Source organism: Kiloniella sp., from assembly GCF_048259265.1.
Taxonomy (GTDB): domain Bacteria; phylum Pseudomonadota; class Alphaproteobacteria; order Kiloniellales; family Kiloniellaceae; genus Kiloniella.
Map to the genome: position 1 here is coordinate 18,873 of NZ_JBLXHT010000016.1, position 20,478 is coordinate 39,350.

General features: G+C 45.4%; 24 protein-coding genes. 15 read left to right on the forward strand and 9 right to left on the reverse strand.

Going from position 1 to position 20,478, the window contains the following annotated elements; all coding sequences use genetic code 11:
• Positions 1–34 precede the first annotated feature (34 nt).
• From ACN0QW_RS18500 to ACN0QW_RS18520, 5 genes are read left to right on the forward strand one after another with little or no spacing between them, the layout of a single operon-like run.
• Entirely contained in the window at positions 35–1,195 is a 1,161-nt protein-coding gene (locus tag ACN0QW_RS18500) for a class I SAM-dependent methyltransferase (RefSeq protein ID WP_417433620.1), read from the forward strand.
• A complete protein-coding gene (locus ACN0QW_RS18505) occupies positions 1,188–1,760 on the forward strand; it encodes a chalcone isomerase family protein (protein ID WP_417433622.1) in 573 nt (190 codons plus the stop codon). Before ACN0QW_RS18500 ends, ACN0QW_RS18505 begins: the two co-directional genes overlap by 8 nt.
• Positions 1,757–3,073 carry an MFS transporter gene (locus ACN0QW_RS18510; protein ID WP_417433624.1) on the forward strand — a complete coding sequence of 439 codons (1,317 nt, stop codon included), beginning with the start codon at positions 1,757–1,759 and terminating at the stop codon, positions 3,071–3,073. The genes ACN0QW_RS18505 and ACN0QW_RS18510 overlap by 4 nt, the downstream gene beginning before the upstream one ends.
• Positions 3,063–3,560 (forward strand): DUF3833 domain-containing protein, encoded by a 498-nt coding sequence (locus ACN0QW_RS18515; RefSeq protein ID WP_417433626.1) that lies wholly within the window; start codon positions 3,063–3,065, stop codon positions 3,558–3,560. Before ACN0QW_RS18510 ends, ACN0QW_RS18515 begins: the two co-directional genes overlap by 11 nt.
• The gene (locus ACN0QW_RS18520; RefSeq protein ID WP_417433628.1) at positions 3,557–4,309 is read left to right on the forward strand and encodes an SDR family NAD(P)-dependent oxidoreductase; all 753 of its coding nucleotides are present in this window, start codon (positions 3,557–3,559) and stop codon (positions 4,307–4,309) included. Before ACN0QW_RS18515 ends, ACN0QW_RS18520 begins: the two co-directional genes overlap by 4 nt.
• A gap of 76 nt (positions 4,310–4,385) precedes the next feature.
• Here the strand turns inward: ACN0QW_RS18520 and ACN0QW_RS18525 are convergent, their stop codons facing one another.
• Positions 4,386–4,922: a PAS domain-containing protein gene (locus ACN0QW_RS18525; RefSeq protein ID WP_417433711.1), complete on the reverse strand. Its 537-nt coding sequence runs from the start codon at positions 4,920–4,922 to the stop codon at positions 4,386–4,388.
• 338 nt (positions 4,923–5,260) lie between these two features.
• On the opposite strand from ACN0QW_RS18525, the gene ACN0QW_RS18530 reads away from it, so the two are divergent.
• Positions 5,261–5,812: a histidine phosphatase family protein gene (locus tag ACN0QW_RS18530; protein ID WP_417433630.1), complete on the forward strand. Its 552-nt coding sequence runs from the start codon at positions 5,261–5,263 to the stop codon at positions 5,810–5,812.
• Positions 5,813–5,979: 167 nt separating this feature from the next.
• Here ACN0QW_RS18530 and ACN0QW_RS18535 read toward each other — a convergent pair whose 3' ends face one another.
• Positions 5,980–6,930, reverse strand: coding sequence for a LysR substrate-binding domain-containing protein (locus tag ACN0QW_RS18535; RefSeq protein WP_417433632.1), 951 nt, complete (start codon positions 6,928–6,930; stop codon positions 5,980–5,982).
• A 239-nt stretch (positions 6,931–7,169) separates the two neighbouring features.
• Here ACN0QW_RS18535 and ACN0QW_RS18540 point away from each other — a divergent pair, with 239 nt between their 5' ends.
• The 5 genes from ACN0QW_RS18540 (at position 7,170) to ACN0QW_RS18560 (ending at position 10,972) form a co-directional block, all read left to right on the forward strand.
• Positions 7,170–8,351 carry an aminotransferase class V-fold PLP-dependent enzyme gene (locus ACN0QW_RS18540; protein ID WP_417433634.1) on the forward strand — a complete coding sequence of 394 codons (1,182 nt, stop codon included), beginning with the start codon at positions 7,170–7,172 and terminating at the stop codon, positions 8,349–8,351.
• Positions 8,352–8,585: 234 nt separating this feature from the next.
• On the forward strand, positions 8,586–9,116 hold the full coding sequence (locus ACN0QW_RS18545; protein WP_417433636.1) for a PAS domain-containing protein: 531 nt from the start codon (positions 8,586–8,588) through the stop codon (positions 9,114–9,116).
• A gap of 158 nt (positions 9,117–9,274) precedes the next feature.
• Entirely contained in the window at positions 9,275–9,463 is a 189-nt protein-coding gene (locus ACN0QW_RS18550) for a hypothetical protein (protein ID WP_417433638.1), read from the forward strand.
• Positions 9,464–9,833: 370 nt separating this feature from the next.
• Positions 9,834–10,532 (forward strand): CatA-like O-acetyltransferase, encoded by a 699-nt coding sequence (locus tag ACN0QW_RS18555; RefSeq protein ID WP_417433639.1) that lies wholly within the window; start codon positions 9,834–9,836, stop codon positions 10,530–10,532.
• 50 nt (positions 10,533–10,582) lie between these two features.
• Positions 10,583–10,972, forward strand: a complete 390-nt coding sequence (locus ACN0QW_RS18560; RefSeq protein ID WP_417433641.1) for a VOC family protein — start codon at positions 10,583–10,585, stop codon at positions 10,970–10,972.
• A 13-nt stretch (positions 10,973–10,985) separates the two neighbouring features.
• On the opposite strand, the gene ACN0QW_RS18565 is transcribed toward ACN0QW_RS18560, so the two are convergent.
• A complete protein-coding gene (locus ACN0QW_RS18565; RefSeq protein WP_417433643.1) occupies positions 10,986–12,077 on the reverse strand; it encodes a helix-turn-helix domain-containing protein in 1,092 nt (363 codons plus the stop codon).
• Between the two features lie 175 nt (positions 12,078–12,252).
• Between ACN0QW_RS18565 and ACN0QW_RS18570 the strand changes: the two genes are divergently transcribed.
• Positions 12,253–12,789 carry a peroxiredoxin-like family protein gene (locus ACN0QW_RS18570; RefSeq protein ID WP_417433645.1) on the forward strand — a complete coding sequence of 179 codons (537 nt, stop codon included), beginning with the start codon at positions 12,253–12,255 and terminating at the stop codon, positions 12,787–12,789.
• Between the two features lie 236 nt (positions 12,790–13,025).
• Here ACN0QW_RS18570 and ACN0QW_RS18575 read toward each other — a convergent pair whose 3' ends face one another.
• Positions 13,026–13,577, reverse strand: coding sequence for a GNAT family N-acetyltransferase (locus tag ACN0QW_RS18575; RefSeq protein ID WP_417433647.1), 552 nt, complete (start codon positions 13,575–13,577; stop codon positions 13,026–13,028).
• A 294-nt stretch (positions 13,578–13,871) separates the two neighbouring features.
• The gene (locus ACN0QW_RS18580) at positions 13,872–14,732 is read right to left on the reverse strand and encodes a LysR family transcriptional regulator (RefSeq protein ID WP_417433649.1); all 861 of its coding nucleotides are present in this window, start codon (positions 14,730–14,732) and stop codon (positions 13,872–13,874) included.
• A gap of 162 nt (positions 14,733–14,894) precedes the next feature.
• Here ACN0QW_RS18580 and ACN0QW_RS18585 point away from each other — a divergent pair, with 162 nt between their 5' ends.
• Together ACN0QW_RS18585 and ACN0QW_RS18590 are read left to right on the forward strand one after the other, a co-directional pair.
• Positions 14,895–15,626, forward strand: a complete 732-nt coding sequence (locus ACN0QW_RS18585; protein ID WP_417433651.1) for a LysE family translocator — start codon at positions 14,895–14,897, stop codon at positions 15,624–15,626.
• A gap of 231 nt (positions 15,627–15,857) precedes the next feature.
• A complete protein-coding gene (locus ACN0QW_RS18590) occupies positions 15,858–16,853 on the forward strand; it encodes a homocysteine S-methyltransferase family protein (RefSeq protein ID WP_417433653.1) in 996 nt (331 codons plus the stop codon).
• Between the two features lie 76 nt (positions 16,854–16,929).
• Here ACN0QW_RS18590 and ACN0QW_RS18595 read toward each other — a convergent pair whose 3' ends face one another.
• Positions 16,930–17,490 carry a PAS domain-containing protein gene (locus ACN0QW_RS18595; protein WP_417433655.1) on the reverse strand — a complete coding sequence of 187 codons (561 nt, stop codon included), beginning with the start codon at positions 17,488–17,490 and terminating at the stop codon, positions 16,930–16,932.
• Between the two features lie 332 nt (positions 17,491–17,822).
• Positions 17,823–18,386, reverse strand: coding sequence for a PAS domain-containing protein (locus tag ACN0QW_RS18600; protein WP_417433657.1), 564 nt, complete (start codon positions 18,384–18,386; stop codon positions 17,823–17,825).
• 312 nt (positions 18,387–18,698) lie between these two features.
• On the opposite strand from ACN0QW_RS18600, the gene ACN0QW_RS18605 reads away from it, so the two are divergent.
• Complete coding sequence (locus tag ACN0QW_RS18605; protein ID WP_417433658.1) at positions 18,699–18,917, forward strand: DUF6500 family protein; 219 nt, start codon at positions 18,699–18,701, stop codon at positions 18,915–18,917.
• Between the two features lie 75 nt (positions 18,918–18,992).
• Here the strand turns inward: ACN0QW_RS18605 and ACN0QW_RS18610 are convergent, their stop codons facing one another.
• Together ACN0QW_RS18610 and ACN0QW_RS18615 are read right to left on the reverse strand one after the other, a co-directional pair.
• Positions 18,993–19,871: a sterol desaturase family protein gene (locus ACN0QW_RS18610; protein WP_417433660.1), complete on the reverse strand. Its 879-nt coding sequence runs from the start codon at positions 19,869–19,871 to the stop codon at positions 18,993–18,995.
• Between the two features lies 1 nt (position 19,872).
• Complete coding sequence (locus ACN0QW_RS18615) at positions 19,873–20,469, reverse strand: TetR/AcrR family transcriptional regulator (RefSeq protein WP_417433662.1); 597 nt, start codon at positions 20,467–20,469, stop codon at positions 19,873–19,875.
• Positions 20,470–20,478: the final 9 nt, after the last annotated feature.

The window sequence follows — 20,478 nt, forward strand, 5'->3', positions numbered from 1 at the left end:
ACAAATAACGAAACCCAACGAGGCCTGATAAAAAATGTTTGGACTAAAAGCTTCATCACAACTGTTTAAAAGTCTTGATAGTCTTCAATATGGTTCTCTTGCCTTAACCACGCCTGATGGTCAGGTTCGTATTTTCGAAGGCAAACAACCTGGTATCAAAGCCAAGATGGAAATGCACGACTGGCGCGTGGTCACAAATCTTGCTGCTCGTGGTGATGTTGGTTTTGCCGAAGATTATCGCCAAGGGCATTGGGAAACAAACAACCTACCCAACCTTATTGCATTGGGGCTACAGAACGATCAGGCATTCAGACGTTTTGTTTTTGGCAGCCGTATTTTCCAAACATTCTCTCGCCTAACCTACCTCTTCCGCTTGAATACCCTACAGGGCAGTAAACGAAACATTCACGCCCATTATGATCTTGGGAATGAGTTTTATAAACTCTGGCTTGATCCCACCATGACCTATTCTTCAGGCCTGTATCTGAATGAGAAAGATAACTTGGAACAGGCGCAGCACAACAAATACGATCGTCTGATAAACAAGCTCGACCAGAAATCAGGTTCTCTTTTGGAAATTGGGTGTGGCTGGGGTGGCTTTGCCGAAAGAGCCGCTAATCACGGAGACTTTGACATTAAGGGCATTACCCTGTCCGAGGAACAGCACCAGTATGCAACGTCCCGGTTAGGATCACGTGCACAAATTGCATTGGAAGATTACAGACACCAACAGGGCACGTTTGATCATATTGTTTCCATTGAAATGTTTGAAGCCGTTGGTGAACGCTACTGGCCGACCTATTTTAACAAAGTCAAATCACTGCTGAACAAAGACGGTAAGGCAATGATACAAACCATCACAATCGACGACAGCCGCTTTGAAAAATACCGTCGCGGCGGGGATGTTATCCGCAGCTATATTTTCCCCGGTGGTATGCTCCCCAGCCCCAGTAAATTCAGACAAGAAGCAGCAAAATCAGGGCTCATCGTCAACGAAGAGTTCCATTTTGGACAAGACTATGCCCGTACCCTCGAAGAGTGGTTACATCGCTTTGATAGCCAACGAAACAACATCAAAGCACAAGGCTTTGACGACAGTTTTATTCGCCTGTGGCGCTTTTATCTCGCGGCATGTATCGCAGGATTTTCAACAGGGCGTACCAGCGTCATGCATGCAGAGTTGCGCCATGCGTAAAAGGTATATCACACCACGCTTCTTGTCGCGTCCCTTGTCACTTGCCCTATGCTTGACCTTATCTCTGGTTCTCGCAAGCCATATTGTCATGTCGTCGCCAGCCGCAGGGAATGATCTTGTCGCCAAGCATGTTCCCTCTGCCCAGGCTGTTGGCAAAGGGCGGCTTTCCATTCTGTTCTGGGATGTCTACGACGCCGTGCTGCTGGCCCCCAATGGTCAGTGGACTGCGCAAGCCCCCTTTGCGTTGAGCTTAACCTATCTTAGGGACATTGATGGTCGAGACATTGCCGACAAGTCCGCAGAAGAAATTCGCAGCCTTGGGTTTGACGACGAAGTCAAACTAGCGGCCTGGCACAACCAAATGCTCAACATCTTTCCGGATGTCAAAGAAGGCACCAACCTGACCGGGATCTATGCCGGAAATGGTGAAAGCATTTTCTTTCATAAAAACAAAGAGATCGGCCGGATAAGCGATCCTGATTTCGGACACTACTTCTTTGATATCTGGCTCAACACAAAAACCAGTGCCCCGCAATTACGCGCAAAACTTCTGGGGCAATCATGACCGATAACAATACCATCTCCAGAAAAAGTCTGTTCCAATATAGCTTTTTGGCGATCCCCTTGGCTTTTGCCGGATTGCCGCTCTATATCCACGTGCCTGATTTTTATGCCACGACAATGGGGCTTTCTTTATCCGGAATTGGTATTGTCATAATTCTTGTCCGTATTTTTGACGCTGTTCAAGACCCCCTGATCGGTGTGTTTTGTGATCTCTATAATGACAAGCGTCCTCTAGTTATATTCATCGCCAGTCTTATGATGGCCCTTGGCTTCTTTTTGCTGTTTCACCCGCAAGAAAGTTTGGGATTGGCCGGGTTGGCAATCAGTCTCGTTCTCGCGACAACAGCCTATAGCATGATGATCATCAACCTGAATGCATTGGGCAGCACCTGGAGCCAAGATGGTGGACAAAAAAACCGCATTACATCTTGGCGCGAAGCTTTTGGCTTGATCGGCCTAATTATTGCCGCAGTGCTACCCGGCATAATCACCTTTAGTGAATATTCCTATGTGCTGATCCTTTTTCTTGTTCTCGGCTTTACAATTTTTATGATCTGGAACAAAAAGCACAAAAAATATGACGCCCTCGTAAATCTGCGAAACAGAAACAACAAAGATACGATAAAGTTGCAAGAATTGCTTATGCCATCCAATAAATGGTTCTTCGGGATTTACTTTATCAGCACGCTGGCTTCTGCGATCCCAGCTGTTCTTATGGTTTTCTTCACACGGGATCTATTGGGTGCAGAACAATACACCGGTGCTTTTTTACTGGTCTATTTTCTGTCCGGTGCTTGCGGCATGTCCGTTTGGTTAACCATTGCCAAACGATCCTCTAAACTCATTTCTTGGGCACTTGCCATGTTACTTGCGGCAACAACCTTTGTCTGGGCCTTTTTCTTACAACCTGATGATATCTGGCAATTTGCTGTGATCTGCGTTCTTTCCGGTATTGCTCTTGGGGGTGAACTATCCCTTCCCCCTGCCATTCTATCAGAACTGATCGACGCGCAAGAGAAAACAAAGAATACATCCTTTCTGTTTTCCATTCTTGCTTTTCTGTCCAAAACAGCCCTCGCCTTGGGAAGCGGTATTGCCTTCCTGATCTTGGGTGTCACATCTTTTTCACCTGCAACACAAAATGATAGCGAGGCACTTTTGGCCCTCAGTTTCACCTATGCACTGGCCCCCTGCATCATCAAAGTATGTGCAGCCTTGGGTCTTCTTTCATGGCTTCAAAAATTAAAACAAAGGGGCGATCATGCGTATTTTTCTGGTAATAACTCTTCTTTTGGGGGGCAGCATGATGCTTAGCGGTTGTTCTGGTCCTTCACTCAAACACTATGAAAACTCCGAACCAACAATGGATTTACAGGAATACTTTACGGGCCCCATCAAGGCATGGGGATTGGTTCAAAACCGTAAAGGCGAAGTTGTCAGGCGCTTTGATGTCTTCATGAACGGTTCATGGGACGGCGACACAGGTACGCTGGAAGAAACCTTCTCTTATTACGACGGCGAAATACAGGAAAGAACCTGGACCATTAAACGTTTGCCTTCAGGCCTTTACGAAGGCACAGCCGCCGATATTTTGGGGAAAGCGGATGGTGAGATTATGGGCAGCGCGATGCGCTGGGCCTATCAAATGGACCTGCCCGTTGGGGATACAACATACAAAATCACTTTTGATGACTGGATGTTTCGTATGAATGACGGCATTCTTATCAATCGGTCCTATCTCAAGAAATTTGGATTTACGGTTGGTGAACTTACGCTCTTCATGCAAAAGCAGGACGGATGATTAAAAGCTTCAAAGGGGCACATATCTGGATTTTAGGGGCCAGTAGCGGTATAGGGCTGGCGCTTGCTCGCGAGCTTTCAGACGCGGGGGCTATTCTTGCCCTCTCGTCTCGTCGCCGCCCCGAATTGAACGACATTAACGAAGCCTTGGGCGGGCAGCATCTTGTTGTGCCCTGTGATGCCAGCATCCCTGCGTCTATTGAAGAAGCTTCTGACAGAATAGAACAATCCTTTCCCAGAATTGATAGCGCGATCTATATGGCGGGCTATTATAACCCGACGAAGTTTGAAGACATTGAACTAGAAGAGTTACGCAAGACAATTGACATAAACCTGACGGGTGCCTTTGTGTTTGCTCACCATGTCTTGAAGATTTTGCGTAAACAGAAAGCCGGGCAAATTGTCCTCTGCGCCAGTGTCGCAGGGTTTAGAGGTTTGCCAAACGGGCAACCCTATAGCGCGACAAAGGCCGGCATGATCAACATGGCTGAAAGCCTGCGGATAGAGAACAAAAATCCTGCCATAGACATAAAAGTCATTAATCCGGGTTTTGTGCGTACGCCTATGACAGATAAAAACCCGTTCAAAATGCCAATGATTATAGAACCGGAAGACGCAGCCAAAGCCATCGCTCCGGGCCTTCAGGGGAATGCCTTTGAAATTCACTTTCCCAAAAAATTCACGTACTTCCTCAAACTGGTTAGAATATTACCTGACTGGGTTTATTTTAAGTTCTTAAAAAACCAGTAAAAAACATCATCGCTTTTCTGTCTCCTTGGATCATGAACCGGATCATCCGACAAGGTCCTCTTCAACCCTATCTTCATTAATCCTTAAAATCAGAGATCCCGGCACCAATATCAATGAAATCACGCCGAACGATAGTTATATTTTCCACCCGCGCATTATCGGAAATTTGTTCTTCTTCTATCGGTTTGATTTCATTACTTTGGCACAGAACAATAGGGTTCGGGCTCATGTCATTTTCCAGTGGCATCATTAAGACTTCCAGAAACATTTTTCGGCCAGTTGACATACCATGGTTCGAAATAACACGCATCCCACAGGGCTGATCAACCACAGAAAAAAAAGACTGACTTGCTTTTTCCTTGCGCTCATCCGCGACATAATTCAGATAATTTTCGCCTGTAGGGTCAAACCCCATGCGTTCACGTACCGCAGTACCCGCAAGCCGAAAGCGAATAAAATCTTTGGCGACCATTTCATAAATAATAAGACTGGGTAAAATCTGGGGCACCTTCTCTGGGAAAAAGCTGCTTCGTAGTGGTAGAACCCCTTCACGCGGCAGGCTCAACCAATGATCAAGTAACGCCTGGCTTTTCGGATGATAAAGCTCAATAATTGTTCAAACTCCACACTGTCGCGTATATTTGTTTCGGCGATGTTTTGCACTTCGTCCTGTTTCACATATACCCACTAACTTTACCCGAGCTACATACAATAGTATTCAAAACATCAAAAAAGACAACGATTGATATGTAAAAAACATAGGATTCAATAGAGTACGCAGAACTTTCCTTTCACCTACCCAAGATACTTACCAGATTAAGCTATGAAAATAAAAAGGATTTCCCGCTAATTTTCAGGTTAAGCTTATCCGGTATATTCTATAGACTGAACTTAATAACCGCTTACGAGTTATAAAGCCCGTGCGGGATACCTATTAGTAAAGAGCACCCAATGCCTGTTTATCTCATTCGTCACGGACAATCAGAATTTAACGCTGTAGCGCGTGATGGTATTGACCCATTGATCTATGACGCACCTTTGACATCTCTGGGGCAGTCACAAGCTGATCGTGCCCGCGAAAAGATTGCTGACCTTGATATTGAACATGTTATTTGCTCGCCGCTCACCCGTGCAGTACAAACCGCCCTGTGTATTTTCAAGGACACAGTTCCCATAACGGTCGAGGCCGGACACAGAGAAATGGTCTGTAACAGCTGTGATGTAGGTCGCCGTCCCGACATATTGTCTCGTGATTTTCCCAATCTCAGCTTTGATCACCTTGACCACCATTGGTGGCACAAAGGACCAGAAAACGAACACGGCGTTCCTCACGAGCCAGAAGATATTTTCAAAAAGCGGATAAACGACTTTGTCACCCGTTTGGAAACCACCAATACAGCCCCCTTTGCAACCCGTCCCCTTGCTATCGTGGGTCACGGGTTGTTCTTTCAAGGACTGGTCGGACGGTTAATGGATAACTGTGAAATTGTGCAGTACAAATAGTGCAACGGGACAAAGTTGGAGCATTCTCCTGGAGACATGTCTCGATTATCCCCCCAAACACCGCCTTGCCAGCGCCCGACCATTCACCTCGCAATCCTTGTGCCTGTGAAGATTCCTGCCCGCGAAGATTCCTGAAAACCTGTATAACCTTGCAAAAAAATGAACAATCAGCTTGAACGCAATGACTTTGAAATCTCTACCTTAAAACCCTCTACGGTTACCATCAGCCAATCTCGAAATGTTTCGACATGCGTCAGTCCGGCTTTTCCCGTTTCTGTAACAAGGTAATGCGCCCCAATAGGCAAGGCCTTGATATTCACAGCCGGAACCAGACTGCCCAATTGCAATTCGTTTGAAACATAAGCCAGATTAGCCAAGGCAATACCATGCCCGGCAACAGCAGCCTGAATAGCCGTGTCATCATGTTCAAACTTCAAGGCGCGATCCAGCGAAAGTTCTATGTCGCCAGATTTCATCGCCCAACTGCGCCAATCCCGTCCGGTCGGTTCGTTAAAAATCACGCGATGCCTCTTCAGGTCTTGAAGCGACAGAGCACTCTTCTCCCCCTTTTTCCCTGCTAAATGATGGTCCAGATATACTGGTCCACAGACAGGCAACAGCCATTCGACCATCATCAGTTCCCCATTTTCAGGGGCCGAGACTGCTGGATCTGCCGGATCACCCAACTGATAAACAATCGATGCATCAAACCGTCGGCTCTGTGCGGTGCCGGGGTAAGTAACGGTTTGCAGATTAATCGGTATATTAGGATGCAGTGCCTCAAATCCGGACAACCGGGGCATTAGCCAACGGATGGCAAAGGACGTTGTGACCGAAAGGGTAAAGTTTGACACCCCGCCTTGTATTTCCGCTGAAACCTGAGCGATTTGGAATAAAGCCTGATCGGTAGCGTCATAAAGCTTTCGGCCTTCGTCACTTAACTGCACTCCCCGATGCAAACGCAAAAATAACGCGCAACCAAAGTATTCTTCAAGCAGTTTGATTTGTCGGCTAATAGCCCCCTCTGTCACACATAATTCCCGTGCAGCTTCTTTGAAGCTCATATGAGCAGCGGCGGCGTTAAAGTGCCGTATGGCAGTCATCGGGGGTAATTTCATCGTATTTACTGTTCTCTATGATCAATATTCTGGGGGGATCAATGTTCTGGGAGATCAATTTTCTGGGTGCCAACTTTCTGGGATACCTTACAACTGTCTATAGGCTAAATTAAACACGTGACTTGATTTTATGTAAAGCCATATTGATTTAAAATCGTTTGAGAAAAAAACCATATTGCGTATTTTGTTTTTTAGGGTAACCACAGAACCCAGAACACACCACAAGAAAGAGTGACAAAATGGCCATGAATATTGAAAAAGTTTTTGCTGACACACCGGGCAAAAAAAGCTGTATTCACTTGAATAATTGTGGATCATCGCTAATGCCTAAAAGTGTTCTACAAAGTCAGGTTGACCATCTTGAACTAGAAGCAGCGATCGGTGGCTATGAAGCTGCAAACAAAAAACATGATGCCATCGAAGCAGTCTATGATTCTGTCGCTCGCTTGATAAATTGTCACAGAGACGAAGTTGCTGTTGTTGAAAACGCAACCGTCGGCTGGGCCATGGCGTTTTATGCCATTCCTTTTCAGGATGGCGACCGTATTTTAACTGTCGAAGCCGAGTATGCCTCTAACTACGTGGCCTATCTACAGATCGCCAAGGAAAAAAATGTCTCCATCGAAGTCATCCCCAGTGACGAAAACGGTGTTGTTTCCCTTTCCACCCTAGAGAGCATGATTGATGACCGCGTCAGGGTAATTTCTGTCACCCATGTCCCGACAAACTCTGGCTTGGTAAACCCGGCCGAAGAAATCGGCAAGATCGCCCGAAAACATAACATCCTCTATGTCGTTGATGCCTGCCAATCCGCTGGACAAATGCCGCTGGATGTTGAAAAGATACAGTGTGACGTTCTTTCGGCAACGGCCCGTAAGTTTCTACGTGGCCCCCGGGGCGTCGGCTTTGTTTATGTGCGGTCTTCTGTCATTGAACAATTACATCCGCCCATGATCGATTTGCTCTCTGCCACATGGGTTAGCGAAAACGAATATGTTTTAAGGTCTGACGCTCGACGGTTTGAAAACTGGGAAAACAACTATGCGGCCAAACTCGGTATGGGTGCTTGTATCGACTACGCACTTGAAATCGGATTGAACAATATTCAGGCCCGAATAGATGAACTGGCAAACTATCTGCGTGATAATTTACGCGCCATCGACGGGGTAAAGCTCCACACACTGTGCCCGACCCAGTGCGGTATTGTGACCTTTGCGATCACAGGCGTAGAGTCCGCAGATGCGGTTCAGACGATCTTAACGCAAGGAGTTAATGTCAGTACGTCTTCCCCGACAAGTACCCTTTTAGATGCAACCAAGAACAAACTACCCGTTCTGATCCGATCTTCCGTGCACTATTACAATGACCAACAGGAAATAGATACATTTGTCGGGATCGTGCGTGCGATTGCCAGGGCATAGCAAAGGGCAATAAAGACCCTCGCGTCCAAATGTTGAGCGCATAACCGCACCCAAGCTGTGGATTGTTTTTGGGAATTTTTCCTCTGGTTTCCTCTTTCAGGCTTATGCTTTCAGGCACAAAAACGATTATGGAACCATCGGCAAAATATCCCAAAAGCAGCTTGGCTATACTATCTTTAGAATTTATGGCATATCCTGATCTTTGTTAGTAAAATTACACTGTGATGAGGCCACATGTTCATTTCTGCTAATTCGGATCTTTCAGAATTAGAACAATACCCCAGATTACTTAAAAGCTGGCACTGGTATTCTGACCTCTGCACAAAACTAGGGCGGCTTCCTTCTCGACAAGATATCAACCCCGCTGATATTAAATTTGCGTTGGGCTACGAATTGCTTGCCGAAGTTAACCGCGAGAGCAAAAATCCGCGTGTGCGCCTGATCGGCGTTGTTACCGAAGAATTCATGAAACTGGCCGACGGCCGTCCTTCTGGCAAAGACTATGACACCTTCCTGACAGAAGACAGTAAAGTAGCCGCGTCTGATAAACTCACAGAAGCATTGGACCAAGGGCAGCCTATTTTTGGTACAGCAACTTATACCCGCAAAGATGAACGACGCTTTGGGTACGTCAGAATAATATTTCCCCTTCAGTCACAAAATGATGAACCGGAAATGGTCTTCCTCATTTTTCAGGATTTTACCGAAAACGAAGATCGGGAAGTTGGCGCACAAAAAGAAGAAGCAATGAAACGCTGGTTTTAGAGGATATTTCCTCCCCCAATGTTTTTGCCCATTTTCATTATCAAAAAATAAGAGATAATCATTATAGTTTTTTGCATATTATCATTTGGCAAAAAAAGCGCATATTAGTCATCAAGGGCAATCACTCGTTTATGAGTATCACCAAGAGGACTAAGTCGATGAAACCAATCGTAACTGCCAAAGATTTTGATTTTACTTCTGCTGACATCGAACACCACATTCGTGAAGCGCACCGTCTGCGTTCCGAAGCTATCGGTGGTGCCGTTGTTCATGCTTTCGCCACAGCATTCAAATCCACAAAGGATTTTCTGGGCCGCATGAGCTACCACAAAGTGAAACACGCTTAAGAAATTAGCCTTTTCCCCTCGCGCTCGCTTCTAATAGGTCGTTACCTGTCGAGAGAGAAGTGTAATTAACGCGAAACGGGCAAAAGCTGGAATTGACAAAGGAGAGTACCAATCGGTGCTCTCCTTTTACGTATCTGCTTGCTTTACGCCCTTTGACCTATCGACTTTTTCAGCCCCTAACTGCCCACCTTAAACGTTCCCGACTACTTAAGGTTTTCTGATCACATCCTTTTCCCAAAGAAGGTCATAAATTATCTTCATGTCCTAAGATGTTTATTGCGCCTATCTCTGATCTTGGTATTCTTTTTTCTACCCAAATACATATTTTGACTTCCCAACTTCCGCCCCTCTCTATCAAGGGCTTCGTATTATGAATTATAAGACAAAATTTTCAGAACAGACTGAACGTGAAATTGACCTGTCAACATGGTCCCGGCAAAGCCAGTACGCCATGTTCAAAGACTTTGGCTCGCCCCATTTCAGCATAACAACCCGTATTGATGTCTCGGAAATAATGAGGGCAAAACAGAGTGATGGGGCCTCGCCTTTTAACGCCATGCTCTTTTGCATTATGCAGGCATTTAATGATGTCCCAGAATTGCGAACTCGTTTACGCGACAAAGACGGACAACAATCTGTTATTGAACATAATATCGTTCACCCTTCGGTCACGGTGCCCATCGAAAATGATCGCTTTGCCTTTTGCGAAATTCCCTATGCCCCGGAATGGCCGGCTTTTAACAATAACTGTGAAATTGCCATTGCAGAGGGAAAAGCACAGACAGAACTGAATGAAAAAACCATTGATACAGACTTCTGGATTTTCATGTCTTGTATTCCCTGGTTGGATTTCACAGACATGCAACACCCCCTGAAAGGCCCCGACGATTGTATTCCCCGCCTTGCGTGGGGAAAGTTTGTGCCCCAGATAACACATCAGGCTCAAGAAGGTTGGGAGGTCGCCGTAAACCTAACCGCGCATCATGCTCTTACTGATGGCATCCACATGGCAAATTTTTTTCAAAAACTGGCTGATGCCTGTTGTTCTTTTCCAAAAGAGCCTAAATAAACCAACATCATACCCCTTGCCATTACAAAGACCAGAATAGATGCCAGAAAATGATTTTCAATCACGTACAGATAAAAATAAAAGACCTTAAATCCAGCAAAGACTTTTACGGTCGCGTTATGTCAGCACTTGGATATGATCAAGTTTTGGATATCCCCGATGTGGTTATCGGCTATGGCACCAGTGTCCACGACATGTTTGAAATACGCCAAGCTGACGAAGATGCCCCCCTATCCCACGCGGTTCATGTATCCTTTAATGCCGATACAGCCAAAAGCGTTGATGATTTTTATCGTATCGCGCTTGAAAATGGCGCGACTTGTAACGGGAAACCCGGTTTACGTCCCGAATATGAAGACGGCTATTACGCCGCTTTTATTCTAGACCCTGATGGGCATAACATTGAAGCAGTGTATGCGGACCGATTGATCACTAAATAAAGAGGGATACCGCCTAACCCCGCAACATTTCCCGTTTGGGACTAACGCCATAGTGACGGGTAAAAGCGCGGGATAAAGCTGCCGAACTGGAAAAGCCAATCCGTCCGGCAACGGTCTTTAACGGCATTCCCTTTGCCAATTCAGTTCGGGCCAGTGTCAGTCGCCAGTTCGATAGATACTGACCGGGCGTCACGCCCACAAGTTTACGAAAGGAATTGGCAAAGTGCGTTCTGGACATCGCCGATATTTCGGCAAGATCTTCGAGGTTAAAGTTACGATCCGGCCTTTCATGCATGGCAATAATCGCCAAGGAAATATTCGGGTCGGCCAATCCCGCCAATAACCCAACCTCTGTCTGCCCCGCCTCTATCAAATGACGCAACAGTCGTATCACAACGATTTCACACAGCCGATCAATAACAGCACGCCCCCCGCAACGCGGGGCGCTAGCTTCTTCCAACAAAATATCCGTCACAGCCTTCAAAGGCGGGGATTGGTCCAGCCGGACCACGACAAGATCAGGTAACGCAAGAGCAATAGGATTTTCCTCGCCCCCCGTATCCACAACCGCGCAAACAAAACCCGTTGTCTGCAGCGTGATAGCAGATTGCCTATCGCTATCCTCTCCACCGGAATCATGTCGGCTGGAATTATCTCGGCTGGGATCATCTGGGTGGGGATCAACAGCGGGCCGGGGCTTAATTTTAAAATCCTCCGGGACACCTCGAGGATAAAACACCAGCAAGGGAATATCCGCTGCCATCTGATTAAAATCTGGTGCAGACGATGCTATTTGCCCGCTATGAATAACAAAGAAATTTGCGCCCCCAACACTTTGTCCGGTATCGCAAATACCAGCTCTCTTCTGCTTCAAGTCCATGCCGTTTATATCGCCAGACAATTGTATGATGTTTTCTTCCCCTGTCTGGGCATCCCCCCTCTTAGAAGCAAAGTCAGTCCCGTTACTATCCCGTGATTGATCATCTTCCTCGCATGATGGTTGGGCAAAAGCCACACTACCCCCCAGCGTCTGCACACGCGCGCAAATGTGAAACCGCTGAATAAGGGCCGATAAACGGTCGGCTTTTTTAAATGGCTTTTCCAAAACTGGTCCTCTTCACCCAAAACACGACATCTAATGCTACCTCACTTTTGTACGATTGATCAACTTATTTGCACAAAAAGAAACTCTTAGTTCACTATATTGATAATTGAGGGCAACAAGCAGCCCAAAAATTTACGTAACAAGCCAAATGATTTACCCGAAAGGTACCCTTGTAATGCTGATGCCACGTCAAAAAACCCCTAACCTATCTTTGCCTACACTCAATGACGGTACGTTCGACCTCAGCAGTGATAGTGCAGAGCGTTATACACTGGTGACATTTTATCGCGGCCTCCACTGTCCGATCTGTGCTAACTACCTCAAAGAGCTAGAACGTTTGTCCCCGGAATTTGCGGAACGCGGCGTAAAAACCATTGCCATCAGCTCGGACGGGAAAGAGCGTACAGAAGAAATGGCTGCGAAAATCGACGCCAAGAACCTGCGTTTTGCTTATGACCTGCCACTATCTGTTGCCAAAGAGTGGGGTCTTTATATCTCTACCTCTCGCGGAAAAACATCTATCGGCATCGAAGAGCCAGCCCTGTTCTCTGAGCCCGGCGTCTTCCTCGTCACGCCAGAACAGACGCTTTATTATGCTTCTGTCCAGACAATGCCATTTGTCCGTCCGGTCTTTAAAGAAATGATCGGCGCACTGGATTTCGTTATTGCCAACAATTACCCCGGCCGTGGCGAATACGCCGGCGAAGTTTAAGAATTGAACAATAAGAAGTCTAGGAATTGAATGATAAACGGCGTTCCTGATTTTCAGACCGTTTTCTTCAAACAAGACATATAGAATTCCTGGGGATCGTGTTTTGAGTAGCACTGCTTATCTGAACACGAACGACACCCCAGGATAAAAGCCCTCGGCCAACTACACACACAAGCAGGTCGGGGGCTTTTTATTTTCCAAACAAAACAGCATCCCCCTTAAAGTCCCTCTTGTATTTAGGGCATCGTCAAAACAGTGCGAGTGATAAGGTCACCGTCCTCTTCGAAATCACATTCGCGTTGAAAGCCAAACTTGGAAAGGATATGCAAAGACGCTGCATTTTTCTTTTGCGCAAAGGCATAGATCTGCTTCATACCCAGCGTCTTAATCCCGAAATCCAGCACTGCCGTTGCTGCCTCTGTCGCCAGACCACCGCCCCAAAACTGTGGTAACAGGCCATAGGACAGTTCAACCTTGTCATCGATCTTATTTTCTTCCCGCAAGCCACATTCGCCCATAAATGTCTCACTCTCGCGATCAAAAACAGCCCAAAGACCAAAGCCACGACGTTGCCAATGATCTGTAATGATTGCCAGCTGCTCATCACTTCCCTGTCGGCTTTGCGTGCCAATTTTACGGATCGCCATGACATCATCATTACCGTAAAGCTGGAACAAAAGGTCGCCATCTTCCGATAAAAAGGGACGCAGGATTAATCGTTTGCTGGTGAGGGCTTTCGATATCTGTGGCCTGTCGCCAGAGGACTTAACAGAGCTTTTAATCGGCATTGGAAATAACCTGAATAGGGTAAAAACTTTATAACAAAAACTAACAGAATAACCTTAAACTCACATGGTCTATTTTAAAGACCAAATGGACCATCAACAACAACACACCTACAGCACCGATAATCCAAAAAGACAAATGTGAACCTTAAGAGATTGATTTTACTATAATTTACAAAACAACAAACAACGTCAATTGATTCTAAAAGAACCACGACAACAAGCACTTCCATGGAAGTGCAATCAGCAAAAACAGGTATGATCAACTCAATTCACACCTGTTTATTCTACCGCCCCCTATTTACGGAAGATATCAAGCAACAGGTTAATCCGGTGATCTCCCTTGAATTCTGGACGATGAACCACCGCAATGTTGATCTCTGCATTGCCACCTTCTAACGGGAAAACCGCCGCTCTGTTTTCCAGCTCGAAACTTTCAACAATAGATCGCGGTAATACCGAAGCACATAGCCCGGCTTTGATACAGGCAAGAATACCATCCAGTGTCGAAATTTCCATCATCTTGGGCGCCGTCAGGTTTTGTGCTTGATACCAATCAATCGCAAAATTGCGATAGCCACAGCCTTCTTGGATTAAAACCATAATCGGTAGTTCCAGCGCCTGTTCCAGTTTGCTCAACCCTTTAGGTGCAATATAAACCAACGGTTCGGTAAAAAGCATATGTGTTATCAGGTTGTCCTGATCTGTACTGCGTTTACGGCGATCAACCACGACCGCCGCATCCAGACGGCATTCATCTACGGCCTTATTAAGAAAGCCCGAGACCCCGGTATCCACAGAAATCTCTGCATCAGGGTGAAAGCGTCGGTATTCCGTAATAAAGCGTGGCAATAAATGGGATGCCTGTGTATCAACAAAGCCCATGCGAATATGACCGACATCACCGGGATTAACCGCCCCCTTGGCTGCACGTTCCAGCGTCAGCATGGCATTGGCATATTCCAACAACTTTTCGGCCTCGTGTGTTGGTACCAGACGACGATGTGCCCGCAGAAACAGCGAAACACCAAGCTCACTTTCAAGCTTGCGGATACGTGCCGTCACATTGGGCTGTACGGTATTCAAGCTTTCTGCCGCTGCCGTCACACTGCCCAAATCCATCACCAGCTTGAATGTACGTAATGCGGATAGATCCATTTGAACTCTTTCATATGACCAACACTTCACATCATTATTTTTTATTTATACATTAAAATAAACTATTTTTTTTGATTTTATCTATACGCTTAACTTCCTCCTGTTCCCATTTCGTCAAATGATTGGCACAAGCCAACAAAGAAATTCTGTCAGGACCTCGTAATGACCTTTGAAATCTGGATCGCCTTTGTTTTTGCCGCGAGCGCAAATATTCTTGCCCCCGGCCCCGCAATTGTTCTTGCTATCAGAAATGGCCTGTCATTGGGAATGCAGAAAACCATCTATTCAACCCTAGGAAATGTCGTGGCTATTGGTTGTGTCGGCCTTGCCGTTACTTTTGGCCTTGGGGCAATCATTTCAGCAGAACCTAAAATACTTTCAGTGCTGCGAATTATGGGCGGTAGCTACCTACTCTGGCTCGCCTGGCAGAACTGGCAAAGGGGCATGATCTCTCTTGACCATCTATCCGAAGATACCAACGACATCAAGGATGATGCAGAAGACCTAAATTATTCTGGCAATGCAGGGACCGACACCGATAGCATCGCCACTTCTTTTAAGTCTTCACGTCAAACCCAGAGATCTGCCCCTTATCTTTTTCGTCAATCCCTACTTGTCGGCCTGACAAACCCAAAGATGATCATCTTTTTATTGGCACTGTTTCCTCTTTTCTTGAATTCCGAAGACGCAGCAACGCCTCAACTTTTACTCATGACACTCACCTTTATGGGATTGTCTTTTCTCTCTCTCAGTGCCTTTGCCTATGCCGCCGTCAGACTAGCCAGTTTGATCAGAAACCCGTCTGCGATAACATTCATTAACAAACTCGTCGCGATCATTTTTTTCGGATTTGGGTGCAGCTTAATTTATTTCGGTGTTATCCATTTAATATAGCTTAATATAACGTCCCGTTGATATAAAACTTCGGTCCTCGGGAAAAATAAGCCGGGTAAACCTTGTTCCCCCCCCCTTTCATTACGGCCTTCGTTGCTCCATTCATTACCGCCGAGGTCTGCGTAACCGTTGACAGCTTTACCTTGAAACGTTTCCCCCGATAGTGTTTTCTTAGATAAAAACGACTTATAATAGGATATTGGGTCACGGTTGAGCGAGAGGCCACAGAGCATGTCGAGAACAAACGGAACAATCAGCACAGGACATTTCAGAGACGCCTTGCCTCAACTCAACGGCGGACTATTCCTCACCGATGGGGGCATAGAGACAGATTTAATCTTTAACCAAGGCATTCCGATCAAGGCTTTCGCCGCCCACACCCTTTTGCCCGATGAAAAAGGTCGTGCAGCCCTGACAGACTACTATACCGGCTTTCTCTCTCTTGCCGCACAAATGAATACAGGCTTCATTCTCGATGCTCAAACATGGAAAGCCCATGCCCACTGGGCAGATGATCTGGGTGAAACTATTGACGAGATAGAAGCAGCTAATCGCGCGTCCATTGAATATATCGCCGAACTTCGCGACACACGATCACGCCACAATCGGCAGCCAATTGTCCTCAATGCCTCGCTTGGCCCCCGCGGGGATGCCTATGCCCCGGATTATCAGATTAGCGTCAAAGAGGCTGAAGATTATCACGAACAACAGGTCAATTGGTTAGCCACAACCGCAGTAGATATGCTTTCTGCCGTAACTTTTACACAATCAGAAGAAGCGATCGGCGCGATGCATGCCGCACAAAAGGCAAATCTTCCCATTGCGGTTTCTTTCACCGTTGAAACCAACGGCTTGTTACCAACAGGCCAAACCCTGTCCGATGCCATTGATCAAGTTGACCGAGAAACCAACGGACAGGCCGTTTATTTTATGATCAACTGTGCGCACCCTGACCACTTTCCCGATGATTTTTCACACAGCAATCTCAAAGACCAGAACTGGGCAAAAAGAATAAGGGGCATTCATTGTAATGCATCACGCATGAGCCACAAAGAGCTTGACAACTGTGAAACGCTCGACCCCGGAAACCCACAGGAACTGGGACAACAATACAAAGAAATTTATTCAAGAATGCCATGGTTGAATATTTTTGGCGGATGTTGCGGGTCTGACCTGCGCCATTTAACAGAAATCACGCGTTCAATTCTCTCGTCCAACAGCTTTTGAGCTCGAAACTTAGCTACAAAACAGGAACAAGAGAATTTGATCACAAACAGATTAAACGCTCAGATATTTTTTTTAATCAAGCGTCTGCCAAGGATGGATAAATCAAATGCTGGACATTATCTAACCCAGCCCCGATGTCGATAAACTGTCGCTTGAAGATCTTAAGATAATCATGATTTTTCAAGTTTTCGTCCGGCAACTTTTTTTCATAATCCAGTTCATTTTTCTGAAAAAGAATCAATGGGTTTCCACCATCGATATTGAGCAAAGGAAGTCCAACTGTTTCCATATAAACACTTAGGCCACTTTTCATAACCTGTTCGACAATACCAAAAATACCACAGGGCTGATTAACCACTGCCCACAATGCCTGAGAAGCCTGTATCTTGTGCGCGGGTCCCACAAGTTCCAGATAATTACTCCCTTCACAGCTGCCGCCGAACTTTTCACTCAGGTTCGACCCCAGAAGGCGAATTTTAATATAATCGTCCGAAATCAGCTCGTAGATCATAAAGTTTGGAAGCAAAGACGGTATTTGTTCAGGTCGAAAGCTATCACGGGATGGTGCAAACCCATCGCGTGGCAAATCGAGCCAATACCGATAGAACTCTGCAGATTTCGGATGTTTAAAATCCATGAAGAGCACAGCCTTTTTATTTTTAACACAAGCAAAGACAGCCTTCAGAACCGAGCGTTGTTTTCTGGCTTAAGTATTTAAAAAGAAAGAAAAGATAACAACAGACATCAGCGCAAAAAGCCGCGAACATAAATCATGCCTGTGAGACTTGACCTTAATCAAGGATTATCTTTCTCATTTTCAGGATACAGCAAAATAAACCATAAACGCGATTACCTCGCGACACAAAATTACTTAAAGTGGATAATTCAACATACTAAATTACAAAAAAATTCAACACAAAGTCATTGTAAAAGAATAATAAATTACAAACTCTTCGTCGTCATTCCGAATCAGTCACGCAAAAATGGAACTCCCAATCCCAGATCAAAGTAAGACCGTTCGACAACCCAGATGTACTTCAACAAGCCATCACCTTTGTCATCAAATACCTGCGGCTCTTTTACTTGTCCTCCGTCACTATTGTAAGCAATCTCATTACTCTGAAAGAAAAGAACAGGATGCTCCCCTTCATCAGTAGAAACTGGCACACCAACCACTTCAATATGAGCAATACGCCCCGATACCAGTTCCTGCGCGAGCACAGCATGCATCCCACAGTTATTTTTAACCTGTGACCAAAAGGCTGCCGATGCGGCGTCTTTTCGGTGCTCTTCTACAAAATCCAGATAATTGCTCCCGGTACGGTGACCGCCAAAGCGTTCTTCAACCTTAGAACCAATAAGCCTTATGCGGATAAAGTCATCGGAAACCAGCTCGTAAACCACCATCGTTGACAGCAAGCTTGGAATTTCTTCCGGCATAAAACTATTTTTGTCTGGCAAAACCCCTGCTTTAGGCAGTTTGCGCCAATATTCATAAAAGGCCCGATTATTAGGATGCCTAAATTTAATCACACCCTTGTACCATTTTGATTGCCTTTCGATCGTGTCCGCAAGCATCGTTCTTATGTAGTAGAACAAAACGATAATTATAGAAGCACAAAATATATGGCTAATAAAGTGTTAACATTTTTTTACTTACATTACATCCTATGGATGAAACCGATTAAATTCAATACACTAAGAATGCGAAGTTAAATAATTTGACCATAGTACATGCATCCTTTTAAAACGTTTCAAGCCCCCCCCAAATATGGAATCAACTTCCTTGCATTCTCTTCAACCACTTGTGAGACGGCATTAAAACGAAAAGGCGAAACCACCCCGATGCGACAATCTTTACGACAAAAAATTATTGAGATATGTGACCTGAAAATAGAAAAAAAGGGCGAGACTGTTGGTTTGTCTTTCTATGCTTTCTTTGCCAATAAAAACGATAATCCAGACCTATTGATGGAAGCTGCGACGTGGTGGATCGAAACGCACAAGTTGGATCACTTTGAAAAAGCAAAGAAGATCAAAGACATGATTTTGAATGGAAAATAAAAACGACGTCTTAAAAATAATGATAAGCAATATCCCTCTGTGTAAATATCATACACAGAGGGAAAATTTTATGATTTATGGGTCATTTTTTGGTCGCCACCCTGGGGGGCGTACCAAATAGGCCAACTTGTTTCCGAAACCTTTCGCCGACCATATCTTGCGACCAAGTCCCGTAAACCCATGAAAGAAAACCACCAACGGGTTTACCGAATTAATAGGGGGTAACACCCCGTAAATAACCTCTTCCTCTTCTTCCGCAAAGGTGCCAAACATTTTATCCCAAATAATAAAAATACCCGCATAATTTTTATCAATATACTGCGGATTAGAGCCGTGGTGTACCCGATGGTGCGAAGGTGTATTCATCACCGCTTCATAGAATTTAGGCAGCTTTCCAATCGTATCCGTATGCAACAGTGTCTGATAAAGCTGTACACATGACGCCGATAACAAAACCAAAAAGGGATCAAAACCAATCAACACAAGCGGGATATAAAACGGCAAGCCAAAAATTGCATCCAAAGGCCCATGCCGATAGGCCACCGAAATATTAAAAAAGGGTGAGCTATGGTGAACCGTATGCGTTGCCCAGCCAAGCCCCATACGATGTGCGACCCTGTGTTCACAATAATAGGCCAAATCTGCCAGAACGACACACATGGCAATCGTCCAATAGTTACTTGGCATAAGCATAAGGCTGTAATCCGGATAGATCAGATAAAAAGCGCCCAGATAAACACCCGCAAACATTGCAATTAAACCGACATGAGCAAGCAAGGTCACAAAGTTCGCAAAGCAATCCCCGACAGTCGCCCAGGTCATCTTCTTTTTGATTAACAGTCTGACAATTTCAAAAAGAAAAAAGGCCATAGCAAAAACAAACACCCAATCATCGACCATATTTTGCCATTCATACAGCGTCCATTCATCAAATAAATGAGTCCAAAAATCCATATCAAAGCTCCCCTTCGTTTTCTAAAGAGCCAAGCAATAATTTTGCGGCCCCATAGGAACTCTTCTGAAAATTTTTATCGTTATTTTTGATAGGGAATAAAGCATCTAGGTTAAAATAGATCCCGATTAATCCGGTCGCTACAGTCGTAACAATGTCTTTTGGTGCATTGGGGTAGAGCTTGGATAAAACCAATTCAAAGCTTTGATGCACATCATCAAACCACGATTTCATAAGCTCCTTTATCGGTGCATGTGTCTGCGCAACGACAATAAGGTTTGTCGCAATCATTGTGTCCGTCGCAGTTGTTAAGTCTGAATTATCCAAAAATAAAACGGCCAACAATTCGTCTTGATCGGTAAAGGGGTAGGCCGCAAATTCTAGCATGCTTGTACGGCACCTATCCGTATAACGTTTAACCACCTCAATTAAGAGCTCATCATTATTGCCCACATGATGACGTAAAAGTGGACGGGCAATTTCCGCTTCTTCGGCGATACGTTTCTGTGTCGCTCCCTCAACCCCATAAAGCGCAATGCACGTCTCATAGGCTTTTAAAATCTCTTCTCTTCTTTCCAGCTTCATACTTGGTCTTGGCATTCGATTTTA